Below are 24,738 nucleotides of genomic sequence, written 5' to 3' on the forward strand. Positions count from 1 at the left end.
TCGAGTAGAAATCGCGGGAGTTCATGCTCAGAAGTCCCACCCGTCGTCCTCGGCCGGGTCCTTGACCGGCTCGGGGGAGGCGAACGACTCGCCGACCATGCCCGCGGTCAGCGTGGTGCCGTCGGACGGGTCGATCAGGATGAAGGAGCCGGTGCGGCGCGAGTCGGCGTAGGAGTCGACCGGGAGCGGCTCGGCGGTGCGGATCTTGACCCGGCCGATGTCGTTGGCGGCGAGCTGCCCCGGGTGCGGGTGCAGGGACAGGTCGTCCAGCGTCAGCCGGGACGGGATGTCCTTGACGATCGCCTTCACCGTGCGCGTGCCGTGCTTGATCAGCACCCGGTGGCCCACGGTCAGCGGCTGGTCCGCGACGTGGCACACGGTCGCCTCGACGTCCTGCGTGATCGGCGGGGCGTCCTGGGTGGGCACGAGGAGGTCGCCCCGCGAGACGTCGACGTCGTCCTCCAGCAGGACCGTCACCGACTGCGTCGTCCACGCCTCCTGGACCGCGCGGCCCAGCACGTCGATGCCGGAGATCCGGCTCGTGCGGCCCGAGGGCAGCACCGTGACCCGCTCGCCGACCCGGAAGGTGCCGGCCGCGATCTGGCCCGCGTAGCCCCGGTAGTCCGGGTGCTCGGCGGTCTGCGGACGGATCACGTACTGCACGGGCAGCCGCGCGTGGCAGTGCGCCAGGTCGTGGCTGACCGGGACGGTCTCCAGGTGCTCCAGCACGGTCGGGCCGCCGTACCAGTCCATGTGCGCGGACGGCTCCACCACGTTGTCGCCGGCCAGCGCCGAGATGGGGATCGCGGTGACCTCGGGCACGCCCAGCTCGAGGGCGTACGCCGTGAACTCCTCGGCGATCGCCGCGAAGACGCTCTCGCGGTACTCCACCAGGTCCATCTTGTTGACCGCGAGGACGACGTGCGGGACGCGCAGCAGGGCCGCGATCGCCGCGTGCCGCCGGGTCTGCTCGACCACGCCGTTGCGGGCGTCGACCAGGACCACCGTCAGCTCGGCCGTCGAGGCGCCCGTCACCATGTTCCGGGTGTACTGCACGTGCCCGGGGGTGTCGGCGAGGATGAACCGCCGCCGGGGCGTGGCGAAGTAGCGGTAGGCGACGTCGATGGTGATGCCCTGCTCGCGCTCGGCGCGCAGCCCGTCGGTCAGCAGCGCGAGGTCGGGGCCCTCCTGGCCGCGGCTCGCGGACGCCCGCTCCACGGCCTCCAGCTGGTCGGTGAGGACCGACTTGGAGTCGTGCAGCAGCCGGCCCACCAGGGTGGACTTGCCGTCGTCGACGGAGCCGGCGGTGGCGAACCGCAGCAGGGTGGTGGCCGAGAGCTTCTCGGTCGTGGTCGTGCTCATGGTTAGAAGTACCCCTCGCGCTTGCGGTCTTCCATCGCGGCCTCGGAGAGCTTGTCGTCGGCCCGGGTCGCGCCGCGCTCGGTCAGCCGGGAGGCGGCGATCTCGGCGATCACGGCGTCCAGCGTGGTGGCGTCCGAGTCCACCGCGCCCGTGCAGGACATGTCACCGACGGTGCGGTAGCGCACCAGGCGCTTCTCGACGGTCTCGCCGTCCTTCGGGCCGCCCCACTCGCCGGCCGTCAGCCACATCCCGGCCCGCTGGAACACCTCCCGCTCGTGCGCGAAGTAGATCTGCGGCAGCTCTATGCCCTCGCGGGCGATGTACTGCCAGACGTCCAGCTCGGTCCAGTTGGACAGCGGGAAGACGCGGACGTGCTCGCCGGGCGCGTGGCGGCCGTTGTAGAGGTTCCACAGCTCGGGGCGCTGGCGGCGCGGGTCCCACTGGGAGAACTCGTCGCGCAGGGAGAAGACGCGTTCCTTGGCGCGGGCCTTCTCCTCGTCGCGGCGGCCGCCGCCGAAGACGGCGTCGAACTTCTCGGCCTGGATCTTCTCCGTCAGCGGCAGCGTCTGGAGTGGGTTGCGGGTGCCGTCGGGGCGCTCCTTGAGCACCCCGCGGTCGATGTAGTCCTGCACGGACGCCACGTGCAGGCGCAGCCGGTGCCGCTCGACGGTGCGGTCGCGGTACTCGAGGACCTCGGGGAAGTTGTGCCCGGTGTCGACGTGCAGCAGCGAGAACGGCACCGGCGCGGGCGTGAACGCCTTCAGCGCCAGGTGCAGCATGACGATGGAGTCCTTGCCGCCGGAGAAGAGGATCACCGGGTTCTCGAACTCACCCGCCACCTCGCGGAAGATGTGCACCGCCTCCGACTCGAGCGCGTCCAGGTGCGACAGGGCGTACGGGCTGCCCGTGCCCTCGTGGGCGGTGGTGGCGGCGGTCGTCACGCCAGTCCCCTCTCGGTCAGCAGGGCGTGCACCGACGCGGCGGACTCCTGCACGGTCTGGTCCTGCGACTCGATCCGCAGGTCGGGTGCCTCGGGCTCCTCGTACGGGTCGTCGACGCCCGTCAGGCCCGACAGCTCGCCCGCGGCCTGCTTGGCGTACAGGCCCTTGACGTCCCGTACGGAGCACACCTCGACGGGCGTGGCCACGTGGACCTCCAGGTACGTCGTGCCGTTCGTCTCGTGCCGCTTGCGCACCGCGTCCCGGCTGTCCGCGTACGGCGCGATGACCGGGACGAGCACCTTCACGCCGTTGCGGGAGAGCAGTTCGGCGACGAAACCGATGCGCTGCACGTTGGTGTGCCGGTCCTCGCGGCTGAAGCCGAGGCCCGCCGAGATGAACTCGCGGACCTCGTCGCCGTCGAGCACCTCCACGCGGTGGCCCTCGGCGCGCAGCCGGCCGGCCAGCTCGTACGCGATGGTGGTCTTGCCGGCGCTCGGCAGACCCGTGAGCCAGACGGTGGCTCCGCTCGTCACGTCAGTCTCCTGGGGGTTGGTCGTCATCCGTGCAGTCCGCACTCGGTCTTGCCCCGGCCGGCCCAGCGGCCGGCGCGCGCGTCCTCGCCCTCGAGGACCCGGCGGGTGCAGGGGGCGCAGCCGACGGAGGCGTAGCCGTCCGTCAGCAGCGGGTTGGTCAGCACCCCGTGCTCGGCGACGTAGGCGTCCACGTCGTCCTGGGTCCAGCGGGCGATCGGGGAGACCTTGACCTTGCGACGCTTGTCGTCCCAGCCGACCACCGGGGTGTTCGCCCGGGTCGGCGACTCGTCGCGGCGCAGGCCGGTCGCCCACGCCCGGTAGCCCTTCAGGCCCTCCTCCAGCGGCTGCACCTTGCGCAGCCGGCAGCACAGGTCGGGGTCGCGGTCGTGCAGCTTCGGGCCGTACCGGGCGTCCTGTTCGGCGACCGTCTGCCGGGGGGTGAGCGTGATGACGTTGACGTCCATCACGGCCGCCACCGCGTCGCGGGTGCCGATGGTCTCCTCGAAGTGGTAGCCGGTGTCGAGGAACACCACGTCCACGCCCTTGAGCACGCGGGACGCGAGGTGCGCGACCACCGCGTCCTCCATCGAGGAGGTGACGCAGAACTCCTTGCCGAAGGTGTCCACCGCCCACTGGAGGATCTCCAGCGCGCTGGCGTCCTCCAGGTCGCGGCCCGCCTGTTCGGCGAGCGCCTGCAACTCCGCTTCCGTACCGGCGTCCTGAGCCGTCGTCATGTGTCGTCGCCTCCGTTGTCCTGGGCTCGCTGAAGACCCCGGGCGAGCAGCCCGAGGAACTTCAGCTGGAATGCGCGGTTGCACGCCGCGCATTCCCAGGCGCCGTGCCCCGCCTCGTGCGGACGCAGGTCCTCGTCGCCGCAGTAGGGGCAGTGGAAGGGGGCCGCGCGCTCGCTCACGACAGGGCCTCCTCGGACGCCCGGGCCGTCCAGGCGGCGAACCGCTCGCCCTCCGTGCGCTCGGCCCGGAACCGCGTCAGCACCCGCTCGATGTAGTCGGGCAGTTCGTCCGCCGTGACCTTCAGGCCGCGGACCTTGCGGCCGAAGCCGGCCTCCAGGCCGAGTGCGCCGCCGAGGTGCACCTGGTAGCCCTCGACCTGCCGGCCCTCGTCGTCCAGGACCAGCTGGCCCTTGAGACCGATGTCCGCGACCTGGATACGGGCGCAGGCGTTGGGGCAGCCGTTGAGGTTGATGGTGAGCGGCTCGTCGAAGTCCGGGAGCCGGCGCTCGAGTTCGTCGATGAGCGTGGATCCGCGCTGCTTGGTCTCGACGATGGCGAGCTTGCAGAACTCGATGCCGGTGCAGGCCATGGTGCCGCGCCGGAATGTGGACGGCCGGGCGGTGAGGTCCAGCGCCTCCAGGCCCTCGACCAGCGACTCGACCCGGTCCTGCTCGACGTCCAGGACGATCATCTTCTGCTCGACCGTGGTGCGCACCCGGCCCGAGCCGTGCGCCTCCGCCAGGTCGGCGATCTTCGTCAGCGTGGCACCGTCGACGCGGCCGACGCGCGGGGCGAACCCGACGTAGAACCGGCCGTCCTTCTGGCGGTGCACGCCGATGTGGTCGCGCCACTGCTGCACGGGCTGCTCGGGCGCGGGCCCGTCGACGAGCTTGCGCCCGCCCAGGTACTCGTCCTCCAGCACCTGCCGGAACTTCTCGGCGCCCCAGTCGGCGACCAGGAACTTCAGCCGGGCGCGGTTGCGCAGCCGGCGGTAGCCGTAGTCGCGGAAGATCGAGATGACGCCCTCGTGGACGTCCGGCACGTCCTCGATCGGCACCCAGGCGCCCAGCCGCACGCCCAGCTTGGGGTTGGTGGACAGCCCGCCGCCGACCCACACGTCGAAGCCGGGGCCGTGCTCGGGGTGCCGTACGCCCACGAACGCCACGTCGTTGATCTCGTGCACCACGTCCAGCAGCGGCGAACCCGAGATGGCCGTCTTGAACTTGCGGGGGAGGTTCGAGTACGCGGGGTTGTTCAGGACGCGGCGCTTCATCTCCTCCAGCGCGGGCGTGGCGTCGATGATCTCGTCCTCGGCGATGCCCGCCACGGGGGAGCCGATCATCACGCGCGGGGTGTCGCCGCAGGCGGTCACGGTGGACAGGCCCACGGCCTCCAGCCGCTGCCAGATCTCGGGGACGTCCTCGATGCGGATCCAGTGGTACTGGACGTTCTGCCGGTCGGTGATGTCGGCGGTCCCGCGCGCGAACTCCTGCGAGACCTCGCCGATGACGCGGAGCTGCTGCGTGGTGAGCGCTCCGGCCTCGATGCGCACCCGCAGCATGAAGTAGCGGTCGTCGAGCTCCTCCGGCTCCAGCACGGCGGTCTTGCCGCCGTCGATCCCGGGGCGGCGCTGGGTGTACAGGCCCCACCAGCGCATCCGGCCGCGCAGGTCGTTGGGGTCGATCGAGTCGAAGCCGCGCTTCGAGTAGATCGTCTCAATGCGTGTCCGCACATTGAGACCGTCGTCGTCCTTCTTGAACTGCTCGTTGCCGTTCAGCGGGGTGAAGTGACCCGCGGCCCACTGACCCTCGCCGCGGTGACGGCTCACCTTGCGGCGGGGCCCGGAGGCGGCGGGGTTCTGGGGGCTGGCGGCCATGGTGAATCGTCCTTCGGGACAGGCGGAATGCGCTTCTGACCTGTGCGTAGGGGCGCACGGGGGCATACGTGCGCGCCGTTGCGCACAGGGAGAGGGGGAACAGGAGGCGCCGGGAGGGCTGGAGACGTCAGCGGACCGGACAGATGGCGCTGGACATGCGGCCGAGGTCGACGTGGCGCCGACTCACCAAGGCAATTCCAGTTCCGGACATGACGGAAGCGTGGCACGGCGAAATGGACACAGTCCAGCTTCGTCCGCCATCCGGACACACTGGTCTCGCTTTGTGAGACAGAGGTGTCCTCGATCACACGGTCCGTCGCGGGGCTTGTCCGCCCAGGTCAGACCCGGTATGGGCGGACGGGGGAGCGCGGCGCCCCGCGCGCGTGCGCGCGCCGCGCGGACGCAGGTCAGGCCGGGTACGCGCCGGGCCAGGGGCCCGGGGTGGCCACCTCGGCCTCCTCCTTCACCTCGGTGTCGAACAGGCGGAAGCCGCGCCGCTGGTAGTTGGCCATGGCGTGTTCGCCGTCCCTGCTGCACGTGTGCAGCCACACCCGCTTGGTCTGCGGCAGCCCCGGCCAGCGCCCCGCCAGGTCCCAGGCCCGGGCGGTGCCGTACGACAGCAGGTGGCCGCCGATCCGCCGGCCGCGGAAGGCGGGGATCAGCCCGAAGTACTCGATCTCGACGACCCCGTCGTCCTGCGGGGCCAGCTCCACGTACCCCGCGGGCGTGCCCCGGTCATGGGCGACCCACGTCTCCACGCCCGGCCGCTCCAGGTGCTCGCGCCACCGCGCGTACGTCCAGCCCAGCCGGTCCACCCACTGGATGTCCCCGCCCACGGACGCGTACAGGAAGCGGCTGAACTCGGGGGAGGGCACCTCGGCCCGCACGATCCGCACGTCGCCGTCGGGCGCGTCGGCCGGCAGCAGGTCGCTCGGGTCGGTCTGCTCCAGGGACCAGGTGGTCACGGGGATGTTGGTCATGCCGCACAGGGAATCATCCGACCGGCGAGCCCGTCCACCGGGGCATCGGCGCCGGTCGCGGCCTTGCGGACCGGGCCGGCCGCGCCCGGGGACGGGGCGGGTCCGTCGGCCGGCCCGCCGCCCGTGGACACCGGTCCCGCCATGCGGACCGCAGTACCCGTCCCCGCTACTCCGCCGCGTCGTCGAGCGCGGCCATCGGCAGGGCGAACAGCACCCGTCCCGACTGGGTCCACACCTCGCCGGTCTCCTCCCAGTACGACAGCGACGGCGTGCCCTCGCTCCAGCACCGCTGGGTGCTCTCGTCGCCGCACCGCGCGGCCCGCGCCCCGTCCGGGTCCTGGCGCCACAGCGAGCCCCGCTCGTCCCCGGAGCCGGCCGGCCGCGTCACGTACCAGGTGTCCCCGCGCGCCAGCACGCCCCGCACACCGCTCGCCCGGGTCTCGTACGCCCCCGTCGGCTCCGCGCGCCCGGTGGCGTCCGTGCTGAGCAGGCCGGCCCGCTGGGGCACCGTGCTCAGGGAGTAGCGCCACAGCCGTGCGTGCCGGCCGTCGCCGGGCAGCGTCCACTCGGCCGCGACCAGGCTGTCCGGCGTGGTGCTGCGGTCCAGGGAGAGCGCGGCGGGCCGCGGCGCGCCCGGGCCGCCGTCGAGCCGGTAGGCGGCCACGGCGGGCAGGACGTAGCGCTCCCCGTGCGCCGACCAGCCGCCGGGCACCCGGCCCACCGCCCGGCCCGCCACGCCGGCCCGCTGGACCCGGTCGAGGTCGAAGACGTACAGCCCGGCCCGGTCCCCGTCGTCGGCGGTGACCAGCAGCCGGTTCCGGTACCAGACCATCCCGGACACGTGCGAGGCGAGCGCCCGGTAGTCCAGGCCGCCTTCCACCGGGATCGCCAGCAGCACCCAGGTGTAGGAGAGGTGGCCGGGGTCGTCCGCGTCGACGAAGGCCACCCGGGCCAGCCGTCCGCCGCCCGTCGCGTGGTCCGGGGCGGACCAGCCGGACAGCACGACGCGGTGCGCGCCCCACCGGCCGTCACCGTCCGCGTCGCCGGAGGTGGTGACCGCGCCCGGCTGCCAGCCGTGGGTGTCGTCGGCGTTCCAGCAGTACACGCGCGTGGCCGCCGGCGCCACGGGCAGCGCCCGGCGCTCGCCGGACGCGCAGTCGGGGGCGGCGCGCAGCGTGCGGTCCGCGTCGGCCAGGACCTCGCCCACGCCCACCGGCGTGCCCATCGCGGCGGTCAGCCGGTCCAGGGACCCCGGCGGGACCGCCTCCTCGGTCAGCCGCGCCTGGCGGGCCACGGCGGACCGGGCCAGCGGCTCCAGCGCCCCGGGGTCGTCCGTGACGGTGGCCTGGGACGCGCTGATCATGGTGGCGGCCGCGGTGAGCGCGAGAGCGGTTCCGGCCAGGAACGCCCGCAGCGCCCTGCCGCGCCTGCGCCGGCGGTGTCGGCCCCGTTGCTTCATTCGTCCTCCCGAGGCGAGCCAACTGCGTCCGTCGATCCGTACGTTGACCGTGGAGCAGGTGGGGTGGCCCGTACCGGATGCTACGGCAGGTGACACGTGCAGGGGAGGAAGACCCGGCAGATCGTGGGAAGATGCCCCACGATCACGCGTTTTCCGGTACGGAACGGGCGTCCCGCGAGGAGTTCACGACCCCGTGCCCCGGCGGCCGGCCACCGCGGGCGCCGTGGAGTGCGGCAGCAGGTCCCGTGGGTCGTCGGGCAGCAGGACCTCGACCTCCGCGTCCTCGCAGAAACGATACGGCCGATGCTCCAGGAACCCCCCGAGGTACCGCCGCACTCGCGACATCTCCGCCCGCACCGTGACCGTGCGCCCCGGGTCCCCGAACACGTCCCCGGCCAGCCCGGACGCACTGCGCCCGCCCCGGTGCACCGCCAGCAGGTACAGCAACTCCGCGTGCCGAGGGCTCAGTTCGTGGCTCCACGCCCCCGCGCTGCCCGACACCGTCACCGACCAGCGGCGCGGCCGGGTCAGATCCAGCACGATGCGCGTACTGCCCGGCGGCGACGGCTCGTCCACCGCCCGCAGCAGCCAGCCCCCGTCCAGCGGCTCCAGCGTGCACAGTCCCAGCGCCGGCAGCCATCTGCGGCCCGGCGCCGTCGACTTGGGCAACGCGATCCGGTTCGTGTACGGCATCCCCGTCACGGCCGCCGTCCAGCCGTCCCGGTCCACCACCGCCGCCCGCCCGGCCAGCCGCGCCAGCACCGGCGCCGCCACCGCGCGCAGCCGCTCCAGCGCGTTAAGGTGCCGTTCGCGCAGCCGCGCCTCGGCCAGCTTCGCCACCGAGTCGACCCAGGCCAGGGTCGCCGGGTGCATCGTCTCCAGCGGCCCGCTGACGTCCACCACGCCGATCAGCCGCCCGTCGCGCGGATCGGTGATGGGCGCGCCCGCGCAGGTCCAGCTGGCGTGCGAGCGCACGAAGTGCTCCGCCGCGAACACCTGCACCGGCCGGCGCACCACCGCCGGCGTGCCCACGCCGTTGGTGCCGACCACGTCCTCGCGCCAGTCCGCGCCCAGCTCGAACCCCAGCCCGTCCGCCTTGCGCAGCACCGGCGTGCAGCCCTCCCGCCACAGCACCCGGCCGTCCTGGTCCGCGACCACCATGATGTGGTGGGCCACGTCCGCCACCGACAGCAGCCCCTCGCGCAGGACCGGCAGCACCTCCTTCAGCGGCGACTCCTCCCGCCGCCGGCGCACCTCGTCGGAGCTGAGCAGCCCCGAGCGGAAGTCGTGGTCCGGATCGACCCCGCTGCGCAGCAAGCGGTCCCAGGACTGCTCGATCACCGGGCGGGGCGCCACCCGCGCCCGCTGGCCGGCCAGCCGGGCCTCCCGCACCTCGTTGAGCACCCGTGCCGCGCGCGCGGCGTCGACGGCCGCGAGGCGCGCCACGTTCATCGGCGAGTTCGCCACTGGGGCCTCCCGGAATGGAGCTGCGGACAAGCGAGCGGACCTCGGGATGCCGATCCGGCCACCCCGTCCTCCGGTCCCGCTCGCCGTCCCATCCTCCTCAATACTGCCGCTCCGCCGTGACGGAGGGGCACACTCCGGTCACTCGCCCCGTCCGAGTTGCAACCCCTTGCAACCCTGGTGGACGTCAGCGGGACTGTTTGAAAATTGAGCTACGCCGTCCCGAGCGGCGTTCCTGGCCTCGCAGGGCCATTGCGGCGGGGGTGGTGCCGTGTCGGCGCAGCACCACCCCCGCTCACCTGTACGCATCCGGGAAAGCGACTGAGCGCCCGGTCAGGCCAGGGGCCGGGCCCGCTGCACCACCGCCGCCAGGTCCAGCGTCGCCGGCAGCGTCCCGAAGGCCGCGCCCCCGTCCCCGCCCAGCCGCGCGGCGCAGAACGCGTCCGCGACCTGCGGCGGCGCGAACCGGACGAGCAGCGACCCCTGCAGCACCAGCGCGAACCGCTCCGCGAGCCGCCGGGCCCGCGCCTCGACGCCGCTCAGGTCGGCCAGGTCCGTCAGCAGGTCCTTGATCGCCGCGTCCAGCCGGTGGTCCGCACCGCGCGCCCGCCCGACCTCCTCCAGGAAGGCGTTCAGCGCCTGCGGCTCCCGGCGCAGCGCCCGCAGCAGGTCCAGCGCCTGCACGTTGCCCGCGCCCTCCCAGACCGAGTTCAGCGGCGACTCCCGCACCAGCCGGGGCAGGCCCGACTCCTCGACGTACCCGTTCCCGCCCAGGCACTCCGCGGCCTCCACCACCACCGGCGCACACCGCTTGGTCACCCAGTACTTCGCCGCCGGCACCGCGATCCGCAGCAGCGCCCGCTCCTGCTCGCCCCCGTCGTCACAGGCGGCCGCCAGGCGCAGCGCCAGCGTCGTCGCCGCCTCCGACTCCAGCGCGAGATCGGCCAGGACGTTGCGCATCAGCGGCTTGTCGACCAGCTTCCCGCCGAACGCCTCGCGGTGGACGCAGTGGTGCACGGCCTGGGTGACCGCCTGCCGCATCAGCCCCGCCGAGCCGAGCGCACAGTCCAGCCGGGTCGCCGCGACCATGTCGATGATGGTGCGCACCCCGCGCCCCTCCTCGCCGACCCGGCGCGCCCACGTCCCGTCGAACTCGACCTCCGCCGAGGCGTTGGACCGGTTGCCCAGCTTGTCCTTCAGCCGCTGGATCCGGAACGGGTTGCGCGTGCCGTCCTCCAGCACCCGCGGCACCAGGAAGCAGGTCAGCGCGTCCTCCCGGGCCGCGCCGGCCGCGTCCGCCGCCCGCGCCAGCACCAGGAAGCCGTCCGACATCGGCGCCGAGCAGAACCACTTGTGGCCGGTCAGCTCGTACGTCCCGTCCTCGGCGAGCGGCCGCGCCACCGTGGCGTTGACCCGGACGTCGCTGCCGCCCTGCTTCTCCGTCATGCCCATCCCGAACAGCGCGCCCGCCTTGAGCCGGGCCGGGCGCAGCTCGCGCTCGTAGAGCGTGGACGTCAGCCGCGGCTCCCACTCGGCCGCCAGGGCGGGGTCGGTGCGCAGCGCGGGCACCGCCGCGTGGGTCATCGACAGCGGGCAGCAGGTGCCGGCGTCGACCTGCGTCCACACCAGGAACGCGGCCGCCCGCCGCACGTGCCCGCCCGGCCGCCCCCAGGCCGCCGTCAGCCCCGCGCCGACGCCCTTGCCGAGCAGCCGGTGCCAGGCGGGGTGGAAGTCGACCTCGTCGACGCGGTGACCGTAGCGGTCGTGGGTGCGCAGCCGGGGCGGGTTCTGGTCGGCCTGCTCGGCCCACTCGTGCAGTTGCGCGGACCCGGCGGCGCGGCCCAGGGCCGACAACTCCGCGCGCGCCTCGTCGAGCAGCGCCGGGTCGAGATGTCGTTCGACCGCTTCCACCAGGGCGCGGTCGCCGCCGTAGACGTCGTGGCCGACGAGGGGAGGGGGCTGGTTGGTCACGGTGTGCGTGCTGCCTGCCATACCGCGAACGTACCCCCGGGTACGCCGGACATGGCCGCCCCGACACAGCCGCGGCCCGGGCCGGGTCCCGCCGCCCCGCGCGCCCCGCGCCCGGCTCGCCCCCTGTGGGGGCGGCCCGATCGGGCCGGGGATGAGCGGAGCCTCGTACGGCGGATACCTTTAGGGCGTGCAGCCAGCAAGTCAGTCATCCGAGCAACCCGAGGGCCCCGCTGGGCGTCTCCACCGGGCGCGTGCGCTCTACCGGAACGTCTCCAAGCGCCGCACCGCCTGGCTGCTGCTGAAGGACACCGTCAACTCCTGCATCGAGTACCGCATCCTGGGCCTCGCCGCCGAGGCCGCGTTCTTCTCGCTGCTGTCCGTGCCGCCCCTGCTGCTCAGCCTGATCGGCCTGCTCGGCTACGTCGACGACTGGACCGGCACCGACACCATCACCAGCCTCGAGACCAACATCCTCGACGCCTCGCGCACCGTCCTGTCCGACAAGGGCGTCCACCAGATCGCCCAGCCGATCCTCGACGACGTGATGAAGGGCGGCCGGCCCGACGTCATCTCCATCGGCTTCCTGTTCGCCCTGTGGTCCGGCTCGCGCGCCGTCAACGTCTTCATCGACACCATCACCGTGATGTACGGCCTCGACGGCGTGCGCGGCATCGTCAAGACCCGGCTCATGGCGTTCGCCCTGTTCACCGTCGCGCTGCTGATCGGCTCGGTCGCCCTGCCGCTGATGGTCGCCGGACCCGACGCCGTGGTCCGCATCCTGCCCTGGTCCACGACCGTCGTGCAGGTCCTGTACTGGCCCGTCGTCATCGTGCTGTCCATCGTCTTCCTGACGACGCTCTACCACGTGTCCGTCCCCGTGCGGTCCCCCTGGATAGAGGACGTGCCCGGCGCCCTCGTCGCCCTCGCCATGTGGGTCCTCGGCAGCTTCCTGCTGCGCCTGTACCTGCAGAGCACCATCGAGGGCGCCACGATCTACGGCTCCCTCGCCGCCGCCGTCGCCGTTCTGCTGTGGATCGGTGTGTCGGCGTTCGCCGTGCTGGTCGGCGCCGCCGTGAACGCCGCCATCGACCGCGTCTGGCCGGCCGCCGCCACCGCCGCGGCCCGCGCCGCCAACGAACGCCTGCGCCAGGAGGAGGCCGCCGAGTACGTCGCCCGGCTCGCCGCCGCCCACGCCCACGAGGACCCCGACGACCCGGACATGCCCTCCGAGTTCCCCGAACGCTGGTCCCGCTTCCTGCCCCCCGAGGACGTCACCGGCCGCCTGCGCACCCACGCACGGGCCACCCCGAAGCACCCGCACCACCACCAGCACCAGCACCACGGGGAGGAGCCCCCCGCTCCGGGGAAGTGACCCCTGTGCGGGCCGGGTGCGCGTCTGCCACGGTCGGCGTATGCGCTCAGCCCCTGGTTCGACGGCGAACGGCGAAGACCCGCATCGTCAGGGCGACGGCCAGCAGCACCCAGGCAGCAGCGCAGTAAGCCCATGCGGTCGTTCCCCGTACCGCGCCGACGGAGGCCCAGACCGCCCACAGCGCTACCAGCACCGCAGCGAGGTCCAGGCGATGTCGGCAATGCGGGAGGGTAACTGGGCGCGCTGCCTGGTGCCGGGTTCCAGTGTTCCGAGTCCGTGGTGCTGCGGCGCGTCGTGACGCGACATGGGCGGTTCCTCCCGTGTGTCGAAGGTGTAATCCCGTAGGCGTTCCGGATACCCGTCGCGGAATGGGGCACACTGCCAACGGCCTGTGCCCCATGGGGAAGACGGGGTTCCGCAGTGCGACGGAAGCGTCGCTGCCCGTGCGGTGCCCGCTCCGCCGGCCGATGGGCCTGTGCTGCCCGTCCCCGCCCGAGTGTCCTGGGACATGAAGGCCGGCGAGGTCACTCGGGTCAGGCAGGTGGCCCGGGCGCCCCCAGGGAGGGTCTTGCGGGTCACCGTCGCAGCTGCGCGACGGAGCGCGGCTGCTCCACGTCTCGAAGCCGGTCGAGGCGGGCGATGACCGGACCTGCTGTGATCCCGTGCAGCACCACCGAAGCCAGCACGGTGAACGTCACCACGGCCCACAGTTCACGCTGCGGGACGGCCGGGCCACCGTGGCCCAAGGCGTAGGCGAGGTAGTACAGGGAGCCGATCCCGCGGACGCCGAACGCTGCGACAACCCAGCGTTCCCGGCTTCCCAGGGGGCTGCGCAGCAGTCCGGCCCACCCCGCCAGCGGCCTGATCACCAGCAGCACCGCGCAGGCGGCGACCGCGCCCTGCCACGTGAGAGCGGACAAGCCGCCCGACGCGATGAAGGCGCCGAGCAGGAACAGCACGGTGGCGGTCAGCAGGCGCTCCACCTGCTCCATGAAGTCGTGCAGGACGTTGTGGTAGCCATGGGCGCGCTCGGCGGCCCGGATGGCACAAGCGCTGACGAAGACCGACAGGAAGCCGTACCCCCCGGCGAGCTCCGTGACTCCGTAGGCCAGGAAGGTGGCGCCGAGCGCGACGAAGCCCTCCCTGTGCTGGGACAGCCGCAGCGTCCTCGAGCGCGTCCGGAAGAACAGCCAGCCGAGCAGCTTGCCCATCAGCAGCCCGACCAGCACACCGACGGCGCACCGGTAACCGAGATCCTCCGCCGCCCATGGACCGATCCACTCGGCCGACCAGCCGCTGCCCGCGACGGTCGCCAGCCCCACGGCCGCGTACGTCAGCGGGAACGCCAGTCCGTCGTTCAGACCCGCCTCACTGGTGAGGGCGAACCGCACCTCGTCCTCGTCGTCCTCGTCGTCCGTGGGCTCGCCCACCCGCACTTCCGAAGCGAGCACCGGGTCGGTGGGCGCGAGCACGGCCCCCAGCAGCAGCGCGGCGGCCGGCGGCCAGTCGAGCAGCCACCAGGCGACCGCCCCGGTGACCAGGACCGTCAACGGCATGGTGACACCCAGCAGTCGCCAGGTCGCACCCCACCGACGCCACCCGACGGGCCGGTTCAGCGCCAGCCCGGCACCCATCAACGAGATGATCACCACGACCTCGGTGACGTGCTCGGCCACCACCCGGTCGTCCACCGGGTCGATCGCGGGCAGCGGCAGGGGCAGCAGGTAGACGCCGATGCCGCACAGCAGGAAGACCAACGGCATCGACAGCGGTCGTCCGGACAGGACGCGGGGCAGAACGGCGGTGAGCAACGCCCCGACCCCCAGCCACGCGAAGACCGCGTCCGCGCTCGTCATCGGTACGACCCGCCCTTCCCTCCGCCCTGGACCACGCGTGTGCCCGGCTGGGCGCCCCGGCCGACTACCCCGGATGCGCAGTGCCATGATCGGACAACGGGTGTGGCGGCCACTTCCTGGCCTGAGCGCGGGCAGCGTGCCCGCCCGGACCCCCGTCCCGGCGTAGCCTGGCGTACGTGTACGCGGAACGCCCCTCCCGGCTGCCGGGCGCGGTCCTGTGGACGGCCACGCCGACCGGTCGCGAGCCGCGCGCGGTGCTCCCCGACGGCTGCATGGACCTGCTGTGGAGCGAGGGCCGGCTGCTGGTCGCCGGCCCCGACACCCGCGCCCACGTGCCCGACGGACCGCCCGCGGCCTGGGCGGGCCTGCGCTTCTTCCCCGGCACCGCGCCCGGCTTCCTCGGCGTGCCCGCCCACGAACTGCGCGACCGCCGCGTGGACCTGGCCGACCTGTGGCCCGCGGCCCGGGTACGGCGCCTGCGCGCCGCGGTGCGGGCCGCGGCGGACCCGGCCACGGGCCTGGAGGAGGCGGTCCTGCCCGCCGCCGCACCGCCCGACCCGGCGCTGCGGCGCCTGGTCACCGCCCTCGGCGCGGGCCGCCCCGTCGGTGCCGTGGCCGACGAACTCGGCCTCGACGCACGCCGGTTGCACCGGACGGCCCTGGCCCGCTTCGGCTACGGCCCGAAGACCCTGGCCCGCGTCCTGCGCCTGCAACGCGCGCTGGCCCTGGCCCGCGCGGGCGTGCCGCTGGCCGGCACGGCGGTGCGGGCCGGCTACGCGGACCAGGCCCACCTCACCCGTGACGTACGGGCGTTGACTGGTCGGACACCGTCGGAGCTACTGGGTGAGCGGCGCGAACAGGTCGACGCCGTTGCCGTCCGGGTCGTGGACGACGGCGTACCGCTGGCCCCAGAAGGCGTCCCAGGGCTTGAGCTCCCCGTGGTGACCGCTGCCGACGAGCTGTTCGTAGACGGCGTCCACCTCACCGGGCGCCTCGCAGCGCAGGGCGAGTGAGGCCCGCCCGCCACCGGACGGGGCCCGCCACCCGGGATGGAACGACCGCACGGTGTCCTCGGTGTCCAGCAGCAGTCGCAGCCCGCCGGGCAGCACCGCCTCGGCGTGCGGCTCCCGCTCGGCACCCTCGGGGAAGGCGAACCCGAGCCGCCGGTAGAAGGCGACGGAGGCGGCCATGTCGGAGACGACGAGGCCGATGGCATCGAAACGCGGAGTCGGTGAAGTCATGGGGCCACGCTAGGCAGGGAACGGGGCACGGGTCTTGAACGAAACGGACAGCGGGCGGGGAGGCAGGCGGACCGCAGGAAGACCGCAGGAGGACCGCAGGGGCCGTGCGCCCGGACCCCTTCCGGCACTCAGCCGAACGTGACCGGGCCGTTCGGCGTGTCCACGGTGAAGGAGAACCCCCAGGGGCCGGGGGACACGGTGAGGTCGGTGCCCAGTGCGGTGAGGCAGGGGCGGACCTCGTGCGGGGCGGGCGCCGTCGCCGTGAACGACAGCAGCGGGACGACCGGGAGGCCCGAGTCGGTCGGGTGCGCGGCGGCGCCCCAGTCGATGAGGAACGGCGCCAGGTCGCACGGCCGCGGCGGCCCGTCGGTCAGCCGCCACTCCAGCAGCACCCCGTCCGGCCGGCGCCGGCTCATCGCCCGGATGTCACCGGGGTCGTACCCCTGCCCCCGCGCCGCCGCCACGGCCGCGTCGAGGTCGGGCGGGCTGATCGCCCAGGTGAGGGTGCGGGCGGCGGGCAGCGCGTCGACGCCGAAGGGACGGGCCCCGGAGGGGCCGGGGCGGTCGGGGTCGGAATCGGGGTCGGGTCCGATGATCTCCAGGTAGGCGCGTCCCCCCAGTCCGACCAGGTGGTTGCGGGTGCCGAGGTCGACGTGCGCGCCTCCCGGTGCCGGCGCCACCCCCGTGCGCCGGGTGAACTCGGCGACGGTGGCGGCCAGATCGGGCGTCGCGAGGACGATGTGGTCGAGGTGCGCCGGGAAGGACGTCATCCCGCCGAGCCTACGCGCCGGCCTCCCGGCGCCCCGGCCGTTCCGGGAGATGGTCCGCCCCGTGAGCCGCCCCGGCGCCCGGCATAGGCTCGGGGACATGACCGCCCGGCTGCTCGTGTACACCCGCACCACCGACTACCGCCACGACTCCATCCCGGACGCCGTCGCCGCCCTGCGCGCGTTCGACGGCGCCACGGTCGACCACACCGAGGACCCGTCCGCCCTGGAGGCCGGCCTGGACGCCTACGCCGCGGTCGTCTTCCTCTCCACCAGCGGCGACGTGCTCACCCCCGCCGGCCGGGACCGGCTCGCCGCGTACGTCGAGGGCGGCGGCGCCTTCGTCGGCGTCCACGCGGCGGCCTGCACGGAGGAGGGCTGGCCGTACTACGGCGAACTGCTCGGCGCCCGCTTCGCCCGGCACCCGGAGTACCAGCCGGGCCGGGCCGTCGTGGAGGACCGCGACCACCCGGCCACGCGGAACCTGCCCCCCGTCTGGGAGTTCACCGACGAGTGGTACGACTTCCGGACCAACCCCCGCCCCGCGGTACGGGTGTTGCTGCGCGCCGACGAGGCGTCGTACGACGGCGGCGGCATGGGCGACGACCACCCGCTGGCCTGGACCCGCGACCAGGGCGCGGGCCGCGTCTTCTACACCGCACTCGGCCACGCCACGGAGGCCTACCGCGACCCCACCTTCCTCGCCCACCTGCGGGGTGGACTCGACTGGGCGGTCGGCGGGGCCCTTCACTGACCAGACCGTCGGCCGCCGCCGATCACCGGGTGCGCTCCGTGCGGTCGTCGTACTCCTCGCGGGCGGTGAGGACTTCTCCGATGTGCAGCACGGACCACTCCGTGAGCGCCTTCAGCGGTTCCCGCAGCGTCTGGCCGAGCGCGGTCAGCTCGTACTCCACGTGCGGCGGCACCTCCGGGTAGACGGTCCGGCTGACCAGCCCGTCGCGTTCGAGGGTGCGCAGCGTCTGGGTGAGCATCTTCTCGCTCACGCCCGCCAGCGCCTGCCGGAGATGACCGAACCGGGAGGTCCCGTTCCGGCCGAGTTCGCCCAGCACGAGGACCGCCCACTTGCTGCCGATCTGGTCGAGCAGGTCCCGCGACGGGCAGCCGCGCTCGTACGGATCGAACGACGGCAGGGGCCCGGTCACGTTCTCGACAGCGGCCACAGCGCTCACCTCATTGCTATCGGTCGGGTAAGTACCCTACCAAGAAGTGGCTACTCCCCATCAGTGAGTGTGCAGGTCATTCTGGGTTTCATCCCGCCGCGGACGGACTGCGGCGAGCGTGCGAGCACGCGTGGGAGGAAGGAATGACCATCATGCCGATCGTCGTCACCGGAGCCACCGGCCAGCTGGGCAGGCTCACCGTCGAGGCACTGCTGCGGCGCGGAATCCCGGCCGCGGACATCATCGCGACCGGCCGGGACATCGCCAGGATCAAGGACCTGGCCGACCGGGGCATCACGGTTCGCCGCGCCGACTTCGCGGACGCCGACGGTCTGGCCGAGGCGTTCGCGGGGGCGGACAGGCTGCTGCTGATCTCGGCCTCGGTCCCCGTGGGCGAGCGGGTCGCCCATCACCGCCGCGTGATCGACGCCGCGGCGTCCGCGGGCGTGTCGCTGGTGGCGTACACGAGCACGACGCACGCGGACACGGCCACCACCGTCATCGGTGCCACGCACCGCGAGACCGAGGAGTACCTGCGGGACCGCGCAACCCCCAGCGTGCTGCTGCGCAACAGCTGGTACCTGGAGAACTACACCGGCCAACTGCCGCAGATCCTGCAGCACGGCGCCGTCGTCGGCGCCGCGGGCGAGGGGCGGATCAGCGCCGCGTCCCGCGCCGACTACGCCGAGGCCGCAGCGGTCGTCCTCACCACGGAAGGCCACACCGGCGCCGTGTACGAGCTCGGCGGCGACGCATCCTTCACCCTGACCGAGCTCGCCGCCGCGATCTCCGCTGCGGCCGGACAGCAGGTCGCCTACGCCGACCTCCCGGTGGCGGACTTCGCCCGGGCCCTGGCCGCCGCGGGCCTGCCCGCCGAGCTGGCGGAGGTCCTCGCCGACGCCGACCGCGGCATGAGCCGCGGCGAGATGTACACCGACTCCGGCGACCTGCGCCGCTTGATCGGCCGCCCGCCCGTGACCCTGACCGAGGCACTCGCCGGTATGTGAACCGGGAGCGGCCGCGGTCCCGCACCACCGGGGTCCGGCCGCGCCAAGGGGTGGGTACAGCGCTGGGAAGGGGGGGGGAGGCCTCAGGCCAGCCGGGACAGGTCCGCCCGGTGGACCTCGTGGCCCAACGGGTGGCCGGAGGACAGGCGTTCCAGTTCCTCCACCACGACGCGGCCGAGGCGTTCCAGTTCGTTGCCGAGGGAGCCGGCGACGTGGGGCGTGAGGAAGACGTTGGGCAGGGTGTGGAGGGGGGAGTCGGCGGGGAGCGGCTCCGGGTCGGTGACGTCCAGGACCGCCCGGAGGCGACCGGAGACCAACTCGTCGGTCAGCGCCTGCTGTTCGACCAGCGCGCCCCGGGACGTGTTGATCAGCACGCCGCCGTCCCGGATCAGGGCGAGCCGCGCCCGGTCCAGCAGGTGGTGGGTCTCGGGGATGTCCGGCGCGTGCAGCGTGACGATGTCGCTGTGCCGCAGCAGCTCGTCCAGTTCGACGAGCCGGGCCCCCAGCGCGGCGGCGCCGGCGGCGTCCACGTACGGGTCGTACAGCAGGACCTCGACGTCGTGGGGGCGCAGCAGCTCCAGCAGGCGGCGGCCCACCCGGGAGGCCGCGACGACGCCGACCCGGCGGCCCAGGTTGCCGGTGGCGGCCGTCTCGGCGGGCGTGGGCAGGGCGTGCGTGCTGCGGTACCGCTCGCGGTGCGTGAAGACGTCCTTCCCGGCGAGCAGGATCATCGCCAGCGTGTACTCCGCCACGGGCACCGCGTTGCCGGTGGCCGCGCTGGACACCACGATCCCGCGCCGCCAGAGCGCCTCGCCGACCAGGGAGCGGACCGAGCCCGCCGCGTGCAGGACCGCGCGCAGCCGGGGCGCGACGGCGAGCAGGTCCGCGTCCAGGCGCGGGCAGCCCCAGCCGGTGATCAGGACGTCCGCGCCGGACAGCGCCGGCGCCACGGCGGGGTCGGTGACGTCCCGCACGACCACGGCGGGGTCGACGTCGGCCGCCAGGTGCAACCGCTCCATCAGCGGCGCGGGGAAGAGCCGGGGCAGGTGCACCGGGTCCATGGCGAACACGGCCCTGGGCAGCGGGGCGCTGGGCATGACCCTCCCAGGGGCGCGAGGGAGCGGCGGAAAGCGTTTTCCAGGCTAGGGGTGCGGTGGAAACGTGGTCAAGGAACGCGTGATCGTCGGCAGGACGAGGCGGAATACCTGGGGCCGCTGTGGTGCTCTGGTGTCACCGGTGCACGTGCGAGCACGGCGAAGGGCTGGTGGGCGCATGACGGCAGACCAGACGCATCCCGAGGCCGGGTCCCCGGCGGACCCCGTGGTGGGGACCCCCCACGGGGCCGTGCGCGGCCGCCACGAGCGCGGCGTGGCCGTCTTCCGGGGCATCCCCTACGCCGCACCCCCCTTCGGTCCCCGCCGCTTCCGCCCACCCGTGCCGCCCGAGCCCTGGGACGGCGTGCGCGACGCCGGCTCCTTCGGGCCGACGGCGCCGAAACCGCCGTACTCGGAGGCCTTCGGCACGTACCTCTCCGACCCCGACGTGCCGGGCGACGACTGCCTCAACCTCAACGTCTGGACCCCCGAGCCGTCGCGCGGCGCCCGGCTGCCGGTCCTGGTGTGGTTCCACGGGGGCGCCCTGACCAGGGGTTCCTCCGCCGTCCCGGTCTACGACGGCCACACCTTCGCCCGGGACGGCGTCGTGTGCGTCTCGGTCAACTACCGGCTGGGCGTCGAGGGGTACGGCCTGTTCCCCGACGCCCCCGCCAACCCCGGCCTGCGCGACCAGCTCGCCGCCCTGGAGTGGGTGCACCACTCCATCGAGGCGTTCGGCGGCGACCCCGCGCGGGTCACCCTGGCCGGCCAGTCCGCCGGGGCGATCAGCGTCGGCGCCCTCGTCGCGGCGCCGCAGGCCCAGGGGCTGTTCCGGCGCGCCGTCCTGCAGAGCGGACCGCCGGAGGTCTCCGACCGGGACAAGGTACGGCGCATGGTGCGCCGGATGGCGGCCCGGCTGAAGGTGCCCGCGACCGCGGAGGCGTTCGCCGCCGTCGACCGCGACGCGCTGCTGCGCGCCCAGGCCGAGGTGGGGCGGCTCAGCAGCCCCGTGCTCGGCGGGCCGGCGTTCGGCATCGTGGCCGACGGCGACCTGGTGCCGCGCGACCCCCTCGAGGCGCTGGTCGAGGGCGACGTGGCCCGGGGCGCCGAACTGCTGGTCGGCTGGACCCGCGACGAGTACCGGCTCTGGCTGGTCCCCGGCGGCCTGCTGGAGCGGGTCGACCGGCTGGGCCCGGTGGCCCTGGCCGGGGCGATGGCCCGCTGCCGCTGCGGCCACGAGGTGCCGCGCGGCTACCGGGCCCTGTACCCCGGTGCCGGGACCGCCGAGATCGTCGGCCAGATGGTCACCGACCACCTGCTGCGGGTGCCGTTGCAGCGGCTGGCCGACGCCCGGCCCGGGTCGACGTACGTGTACGAGTTCGCCTGGCCGTCCCGGCTGCCCGACCTCGGCGCCTGCCACGCGCTGGAGCTCGGCTTCGTCTTCGACAGCGGCCGGGTGCCGGAGTCCGCGAAGCTCGCGGGGGAGGGGGCGCCGCAGGAGCTGGCCGATGCGATGCACGGGGCGTGGGTGCGGTTCGTGGAGACGGGTGACCCCGGGTGGGAGGGGTGGGACAGGCGTCATCCCGTACGGGTGTTCGGTGACGGTGGCGGCGCCGCGTACACCGCGTACGGTCCGCGGGATGCGGAAATCGGGCTGTGGGAGGCGTCTGGCCCTGGCGGGACGACGGCTGCCGGCGCGCGGGGTGCGGCGGCGGCGACGATCGCGTCCGAGCTGGTGGCCGACGGCGGGCAGGCCGCGCCTACGGCCGGCCCCCTGCCCGCCCTTCTGACCGCTCGGATGGTCCGCGGTGGGGAGCTGCGGTCGGCCGTTCGGCGACTGCGGTGGGTGGCGGGGGTGCGGCGGCACTGAGGGTTTTTTCGGGTGCTCGAGCGTTGTGCTGGTGCGGCGCCGTCGTGGCTGGTCGCGCAGTTCCCCGCGCCCCCAGGGTGGGTGGGGTGCGGGTTTGCCTGGTGGGGCGCCCCGGTTGCTGGGGTCGTTGTGCTGGTGCGGCGCCGTCGTGGCTGGTCGCGCAGTTCCCCGCGCCCCTGGGTGGGCACGGTTCGGCTCCGCCCGCAAGCGCGTGTCTGTTTCTTCCTACTCCGTCGTCAGCGTGTGGGCGATCGACGTCACCGCCGTCGGGCCCACTCGGCAGCAGCCGCCGACCAGGCGTGCCCCCGCCGTTCGCCAGGCGCGGACCTGCTCCGCGGTGAAGCTGGAGCGGCCCGTCCAGGCGCGGGCCCCGGCGTCCCAGGACTCGCCGCTGTTCGGGTAGACGACGACCGGCTTGCCGGTGACCCGTGCCGCGATCTCGACGGCCCCGGTGACGTCGCCGGGGGCGCAGCAGTTCACCCCGACCGCGATCACCTCGTCCGCGTCGGCGGCCAGGCCGAACGCCTCCTCCAGGGGCTGCCCGGCGCGCGTGCGGTCGCCGTCGACCGTGTACGACAGCCAGGCCGGCACGCCCAGTCCGCGCACCGCCCGCAGCAGCGCCGCCGCCTCGTCCGCGTCGGGCACGGTCTCCAGGGCCAGCACGTCGGGGCCGGCGTCGGCCAGCACCTCCAGGCGGGGGCGGTGGAAACGTTCCAGCTCGTCGACGCCGAGCCCGTAGCGGCCCCGGTACTCCGAGCCGTCCGCGAGCATCGCCCCGTACGGGCCCACCGAGGCGGCCGTCCACAGCGGGCGGGTGACGCCCTCGGCGTGCGCCTGCCGGGCCGCCTCGCGGGCGAGCTCCACGCTCAGCCGCAGCAGGGCCGCCGCCTCCTCCCGGCCGGTCCCGCGCTTCGCGAAGCCCTCGAAGGTGGCCTGGTAGCTCGAGGTGATGGCCACGCTCGCACCCGCGCGGTAGTAGGTGAGGTGGGCCTGGGTGATCGCCTCCGGGCGCTCCGCCAGCAGCCGGGCCGACCACAGCTCGTCGCTCAGGTCGTGCCCGGTGGACTCGAGCTGGTTGGACAGGCCCCCGTCGAGCACGACCGTCCCGGCCGCGAGGGCCTCGGCGAGCGGGGAGGGGGCGGGGGAACGGGTGTCGCTGGTCATGACCCGACGCTAGTCGAAGGGGGAGGGGAGCGTGAGCGGCGACCGTCCCTCGGACGGCCCTCTGGGAAGCGCTTGCCGCAGGCGGTAGCGTCCAGCCGCCACGCCCTGTCGCCGTGACCGAGGACGCCGCATGCACCTGCCCCCGCCCGACCCCGGCCTCAGCCCGCGCACCGGGTACACCCGCGCCCACTGGGAGGGCGCCGCCGACGCCCTGCTCGCCGCGGTCGAGCCGTACGCCACCGCGGACCGCGCCCTCTACCACCTGCCCGGACCCCGCCCCAGCTGGTCCGGGCGGCTCTCCGACGGTCTGGAGGGGTACGCCCGCACCCTGCTGCTCGCCGCCTTCCGCCGGGACGAACGGGTGCTCGCCCGCTACGCCGACGGCCTCGCGGCCGGCACCGCGGGCGTCTGGCCCCGCATCGAGGACCGCGGCCAGCCCCTGGTCGAGGCCGCGTCCGTCGCCCTCGCCCTGCGGCTGACCCGCGCACAGCTCTGGGACCGGCTGGACGACGCCGTGCGGCAGCGCACCGCCGGCTGGCTCGCGGACGCGCTCACCGCCCGGCCCTGGCCGTGCAACTGGGAGCTCTTCCCCGTGACCGTCGGCGGTTTCCTCGCCTCGGTCGGCCACGAGGTGGAGGCGTCCCGCGCGGCGGTCGAGCGCGGCCTGGAGCGGATCGAGCAGTGGTACGTCGGCGACGGCTGGTACACCGACGGCGACGGCCGCAAGTACGACTACTACAACGGCTGGGCGATGCACCTGTATCCGGTCCTCCACGCCTGGCTGGCCGACGACCGCGAACGGCTGGCCACCCACGGTGCGCGGCTGTCCGACCACCTCGCCGCCCACGCCCGTCTGTTCGGGGCCGACGGCGCCCCGGTACGGCAGGGCCGCTCCCTGACGTACCGCTTCGCCACCACCGCCCCGCTGTGGCTCGGCGCCCTGACGGGCCACACCCCGCTGCCGCCGGGCGAGACCCGGCGCCTCGCCTCGGGCGCACTGAAGTACTTCCTGGAACGCGGCGCGGTCGACTCCCACGGACTGCTCACCCTCGGCTGGCACGGCCCCGACGAGAGCGTCCTGCAGGGCTACTCGGGTCCGGCGTCCCCCTACTGGGCGAGCAAGGGGTTCCTCGGCCTGCTGCTCCCCGCCGACCACCCCGTGTGGACCGCCCCGGAAGAGCCCGGCCCGGCCGAGCGCGAGGACGCGGTCACGGGGCTCGCGGCCCCCAACTGGTTGCTCCAGTCGACCCGTTCGGACGGTCTGGTGCGCCTGCACAACCACGGCAGCGAGGACGTCCGCTGGGACCCGTACTACACCCGCCTCGCCTACTCGACCGTGACGGCGCCCACGTCCTCGAACGACGACAGCCCCGACAACAGCGTGGTCGTCGGGGGCGATCCCGGGCGGACAGGGATCGTGCCGCTGGGCGTCGGCGACGGCTGGGCGGCCTCCCGTCACACCGCCGCCGGCGGCACCGCGGAGGTCACCAGCCTCGTGGTGGCGCGCGGCGCGGTCGAGGTACGGGCGCACCTGGTCACGGGCGCGGCCCCCGGAACTCCGGTGCGGGTCACCGGCTGGGCGCCCGCCGACGGCGTACGGACCGAACTCGTCCCCGTGGCGGGGCTGTCGGCGAACCACGCGGACGTGGCCGAGCTGACCGGTGGGACCGGTGCGGGTCCCACCCTCTTCGTGGCCCTCGCCCGCCTCACCGGCGAACCGGACCCCGCCCCGCTGGAGGAACTGGTCACCGTGGAGGTGGACTCCGCCCAGGAGGTGCACCTCCAGTGGTCCGACGGCACCCGGGAGCGCTTCGAGCTGACCCCTCGCCCCGCTCGCCTTCCCGGGTGACCGCCCGAGTAGGACGT

Annotated in this window: 22 protein-coding genes and 1 pseudogene; 6 read left to right on the forward strand and 17 right to left on the reverse strand. The window is 74.1% G+C overall.

Annotated features, from left to right (window positions below; translation table 11 throughout):
• Positions 1–27: 27 nt before the first annotated feature.
• The 11 genes from AQJ30_RS05935 to AQJ30_RS05980 form a co-directional block, all read right to left on the reverse strand.
• Entirely contained in the window at positions 28–1,362 is a 1,335-nt protein-coding gene (locus AQJ30_RS05935) for a sulfate adenylyltransferase subunit 1 (protein WP_067229533.1), read from the reverse strand.
• 2 nt (positions 1,363–1,364) lie between these two features.
• The gene (gene cysD, locus AQJ30_RS05940; protein ID WP_067229536.1) at positions 1,365–2,303 is read right to left on the reverse strand and encodes a sulfate adenylyltransferase subunit CysD; all 939 of its coding nucleotides are present in this window, start codon (positions 2,301–2,303) and stop codon (positions 1,365–1,367) included.
• On the reverse strand, positions 2,300–2,863 hold the full coding sequence (gene cysC / locus AQJ30_RS05945) for an adenylyl-sulfate kinase (RefSeq protein WP_079083854.1): 564 nt from the start codon (positions 2,861–2,863) through the stop codon (positions 2,300–2,302). The genes cysD and cysC overlap by 4 nt, the downstream gene beginning before the upstream one ends.
• Positions 2,860–3,570, reverse strand: a complete 711-nt coding sequence (locus AQJ30_RS05950; RefSeq protein ID WP_067229538.1) for a phosphoadenylyl-sulfate reductase — start codon at positions 3,568–3,570, stop codon at positions 2,860–2,862. The genes cysC and AQJ30_RS05950 overlap by 4 nt, the downstream gene beginning before the upstream one ends.
• Positions 3,567–3,749 (reverse strand): hypothetical protein, encoded by a 183-nt coding sequence (locus AQJ30_RS05955; protein ID WP_067229541.1) that lies wholly within the window; start codon positions 3,747–3,749, stop codon positions 3,567–3,569. The genes AQJ30_RS05950 and AQJ30_RS05955 overlap by 4 nt, the downstream gene beginning before the upstream one ends.
• Complete coding sequence (locus AQJ30_RS05960) at positions 3,746–5,446, reverse strand: nitrite/sulfite reductase (protein WP_067229543.1); 1,701 nt, start codon at positions 5,444–5,446, stop codon at positions 3,746–3,748. Before AQJ30_RS05960 ends, AQJ30_RS05955 begins: the two co-directional genes overlap by 4 nt.
• A 127-nt stretch (positions 5,447–5,573) precedes the next feature.
• Positions 5,574–5,657: a putative leader peptide gene (locus tag AQJ30_RS40045; RefSeq protein ID WP_349817346.1), complete on the reverse strand. Its 84-nt coding sequence runs from the start codon at positions 5,655–5,657 to the stop codon at positions 5,574–5,576.
• Positions 5,658–5,853: 196 nt separating this feature from the next.
• Entirely contained in the window at positions 5,854–6,426 is a 573-nt protein-coding gene (locus AQJ30_RS05965; RefSeq protein WP_067229546.1) for a GNAT family N-acetyltransferase, read from the reverse strand.
• Positions 6,427–6,592: 166 nt separating this feature from the next.
• Positions 6,593–7,885, reverse strand: coding sequence for a hypothetical protein (locus AQJ30_RS05970; RefSeq protein WP_067229548.1), 1,293 nt, complete (start codon positions 7,883–7,885; stop codon positions 6,593–6,595).
• Between the two features lie 183 nt (positions 7,886–8,068).
• Positions 8,069–9,337 carry a GAF domain-containing protein gene (locus AQJ30_RS05975; protein WP_079083933.1) on the reverse strand — a complete coding sequence of 423 codons (1,269 nt, stop codon included), beginning with the start codon at positions 9,335–9,337 and terminating at the stop codon, positions 8,069–8,071.
• Positions 9,338–9,682: 345 nt separating this feature from the next.
• Positions 9,683–11,341: an acyl-CoA dehydrogenase family protein gene (locus AQJ30_RS05980; RefSeq protein WP_067229552.1), complete on the reverse strand. Its 1,659-nt coding sequence runs from the start codon at positions 11,339–11,341 to the stop codon at positions 9,683–9,685.
• Between the two features lie 166 nt (positions 11,342–11,507).
• Here AQJ30_RS05980 and AQJ30_RS05985 point away from each other — a divergent pair, with 166 nt between their 5' ends.
• Complete coding sequence (locus tag AQJ30_RS05985; protein ID WP_067229555.1) at positions 11,508–12,692, forward strand: YihY/virulence factor BrkB family protein; 1,185 nt, start codon at positions 11,508–11,510, stop codon at positions 12,690–12,692.
• 575 nt (positions 12,693–13,267) lie between these two features.
• On the opposite strand, the gene AQJ30_RS05990 is transcribed toward AQJ30_RS05985, so the two are convergent.
• Positions 13,268–14,548: a cation:proton antiporter gene (locus tag AQJ30_RS05990; protein WP_067229558.1), complete on the reverse strand. Its 1,281-nt coding sequence runs from the start codon at positions 14,546–14,548 to the stop codon at positions 13,268–13,270.
• 176 nt (positions 14,549–14,724) lie between these two features.
• Here AQJ30_RS05990 and AQJ30_RS05995 point away from each other — a divergent pair.
• Positions 14,725–15,396, forward strand: a pseudogene (locus AQJ30_RS05995) (AraC family transcriptional regulator); the annotation flags it as partial.
• On the opposite strand, the gene AQJ30_RS36530 reads toward AQJ30_RS05995, so the two are convergent.
• The gene (locus tag AQJ30_RS36530; RefSeq protein WP_079083855.1) at positions 15,385–15,789 is read right to left on the reverse strand and encodes a VOC family protein; all 405 of its coding nucleotides are present in this window, start codon (positions 15,787–15,789) and stop codon (positions 15,385–15,387) included. The pseudogene AQJ30_RS05995 and the gene AQJ30_RS36530 sit on opposite strands and share 12 nt — an antisense overlap.
• A gap of 128 nt (positions 15,790–15,917) precedes the next feature.
• Entirely contained in the window at positions 15,918–16,559 is a 642-nt protein-coding gene (locus AQJ30_RS06000; RefSeq protein WP_067229561.1) for a VOC family protein, read from the reverse strand.
• 97 nt (positions 16,560–16,656) lie between these two features.
• Between AQJ30_RS06000 and AQJ30_RS06005 the strand changes: the two genes are divergently transcribed.
• On the forward strand, positions 16,657–17,310 hold the full coding sequence (locus tag AQJ30_RS06005) for a ThuA domain-containing protein (protein WP_067229563.1): 654 nt from the start codon (positions 16,657–16,659) through the stop codon (positions 17,308–17,310).
• A gap of 22 nt (positions 17,311–17,332) precedes the next feature.
• Here the strand turns inward: AQJ30_RS06005 and AQJ30_RS06010 are convergent, their stop codons facing one another.
• Positions 17,333–17,737, reverse strand: a complete 405-nt coding sequence (locus AQJ30_RS06010; RefSeq protein WP_067229566.1) for a winged helix-turn-helix transcriptional regulator — start codon at positions 17,735–17,737, stop codon at positions 17,333–17,335.
• A 143-nt stretch (positions 17,738–17,880) separates the two neighbouring features.
• Here AQJ30_RS06010 and AQJ30_RS06015 point away from each other — a divergent pair, with 143 nt between their 5' ends.
• On the forward strand, positions 17,881–18,744 hold the full coding sequence (locus AQJ30_RS06015) for an SDR family oxidoreductase (RefSeq protein ID WP_079083856.1): 864 nt from the start codon (positions 17,881–17,883) through the stop codon (positions 18,742–18,744).
• Positions 18,745–18,827: 83 nt separating this feature from the next.
• Here AQJ30_RS06015 and AQJ30_RS06020 read toward each other — a convergent pair whose 3' ends face one another.
• On the reverse strand, positions 18,828–19,841 hold the full coding sequence (locus tag AQJ30_RS06020) for a hydroxyacid dehydrogenase (RefSeq protein ID WP_211278934.1): 1,014 nt from the start codon (positions 19,839–19,841) through the stop codon (positions 18,828–18,830).
• Positions 19,842–20,016: 175 nt separating this feature from the next.
• On the opposite strand from AQJ30_RS06020, the gene AQJ30_RS06025 reads away from it, so the two are divergent.
• Positions 20,017–21,708, forward strand: a complete 1,692-nt coding sequence (locus AQJ30_RS06025; protein ID WP_107119494.1) for a carboxylesterase/lipase family protein — start codon at positions 20,017–20,019, stop codon at positions 21,706–21,708.
• A 225-nt stretch (positions 21,709–21,933) separates the two neighbouring features.
• On the opposite strand, the gene mmuM is transcribed toward AQJ30_RS06025, so the two are convergent.
• On the reverse strand, positions 21,934–22,872 hold the full coding sequence (gene mmuM, locus AQJ30_RS06030; protein ID WP_067229569.1) for a homocysteine S-methyltransferase: 939 nt from the start codon (positions 22,870–22,872) through the stop codon (positions 21,934–21,936).
• A 130-nt stretch (positions 22,873–23,002) separates the two neighbouring features.
• On the opposite strand from mmuM, the gene AQJ30_RS06035 reads away from it, so the two are divergent.
• Positions 23,003–24,721, forward strand: a complete 1,719-nt coding sequence (locus AQJ30_RS06035; protein WP_067229573.1) for a DUF2264 domain-containing protein — start codon at positions 23,003–23,005, stop codon at positions 24,719–24,721.
• Positions 24,722–24,738: the final 17 nt, after the last annotated feature.

The organism is Streptomyces longwoodensis (assembly GCF_001514125.1).
Taxonomy (GTDB): Bacteria; Actinomycetota; Actinomycetes; order Streptomycetales; family Streptomycetaceae; genus Streptomyces; species Streptomyces longwoodensis.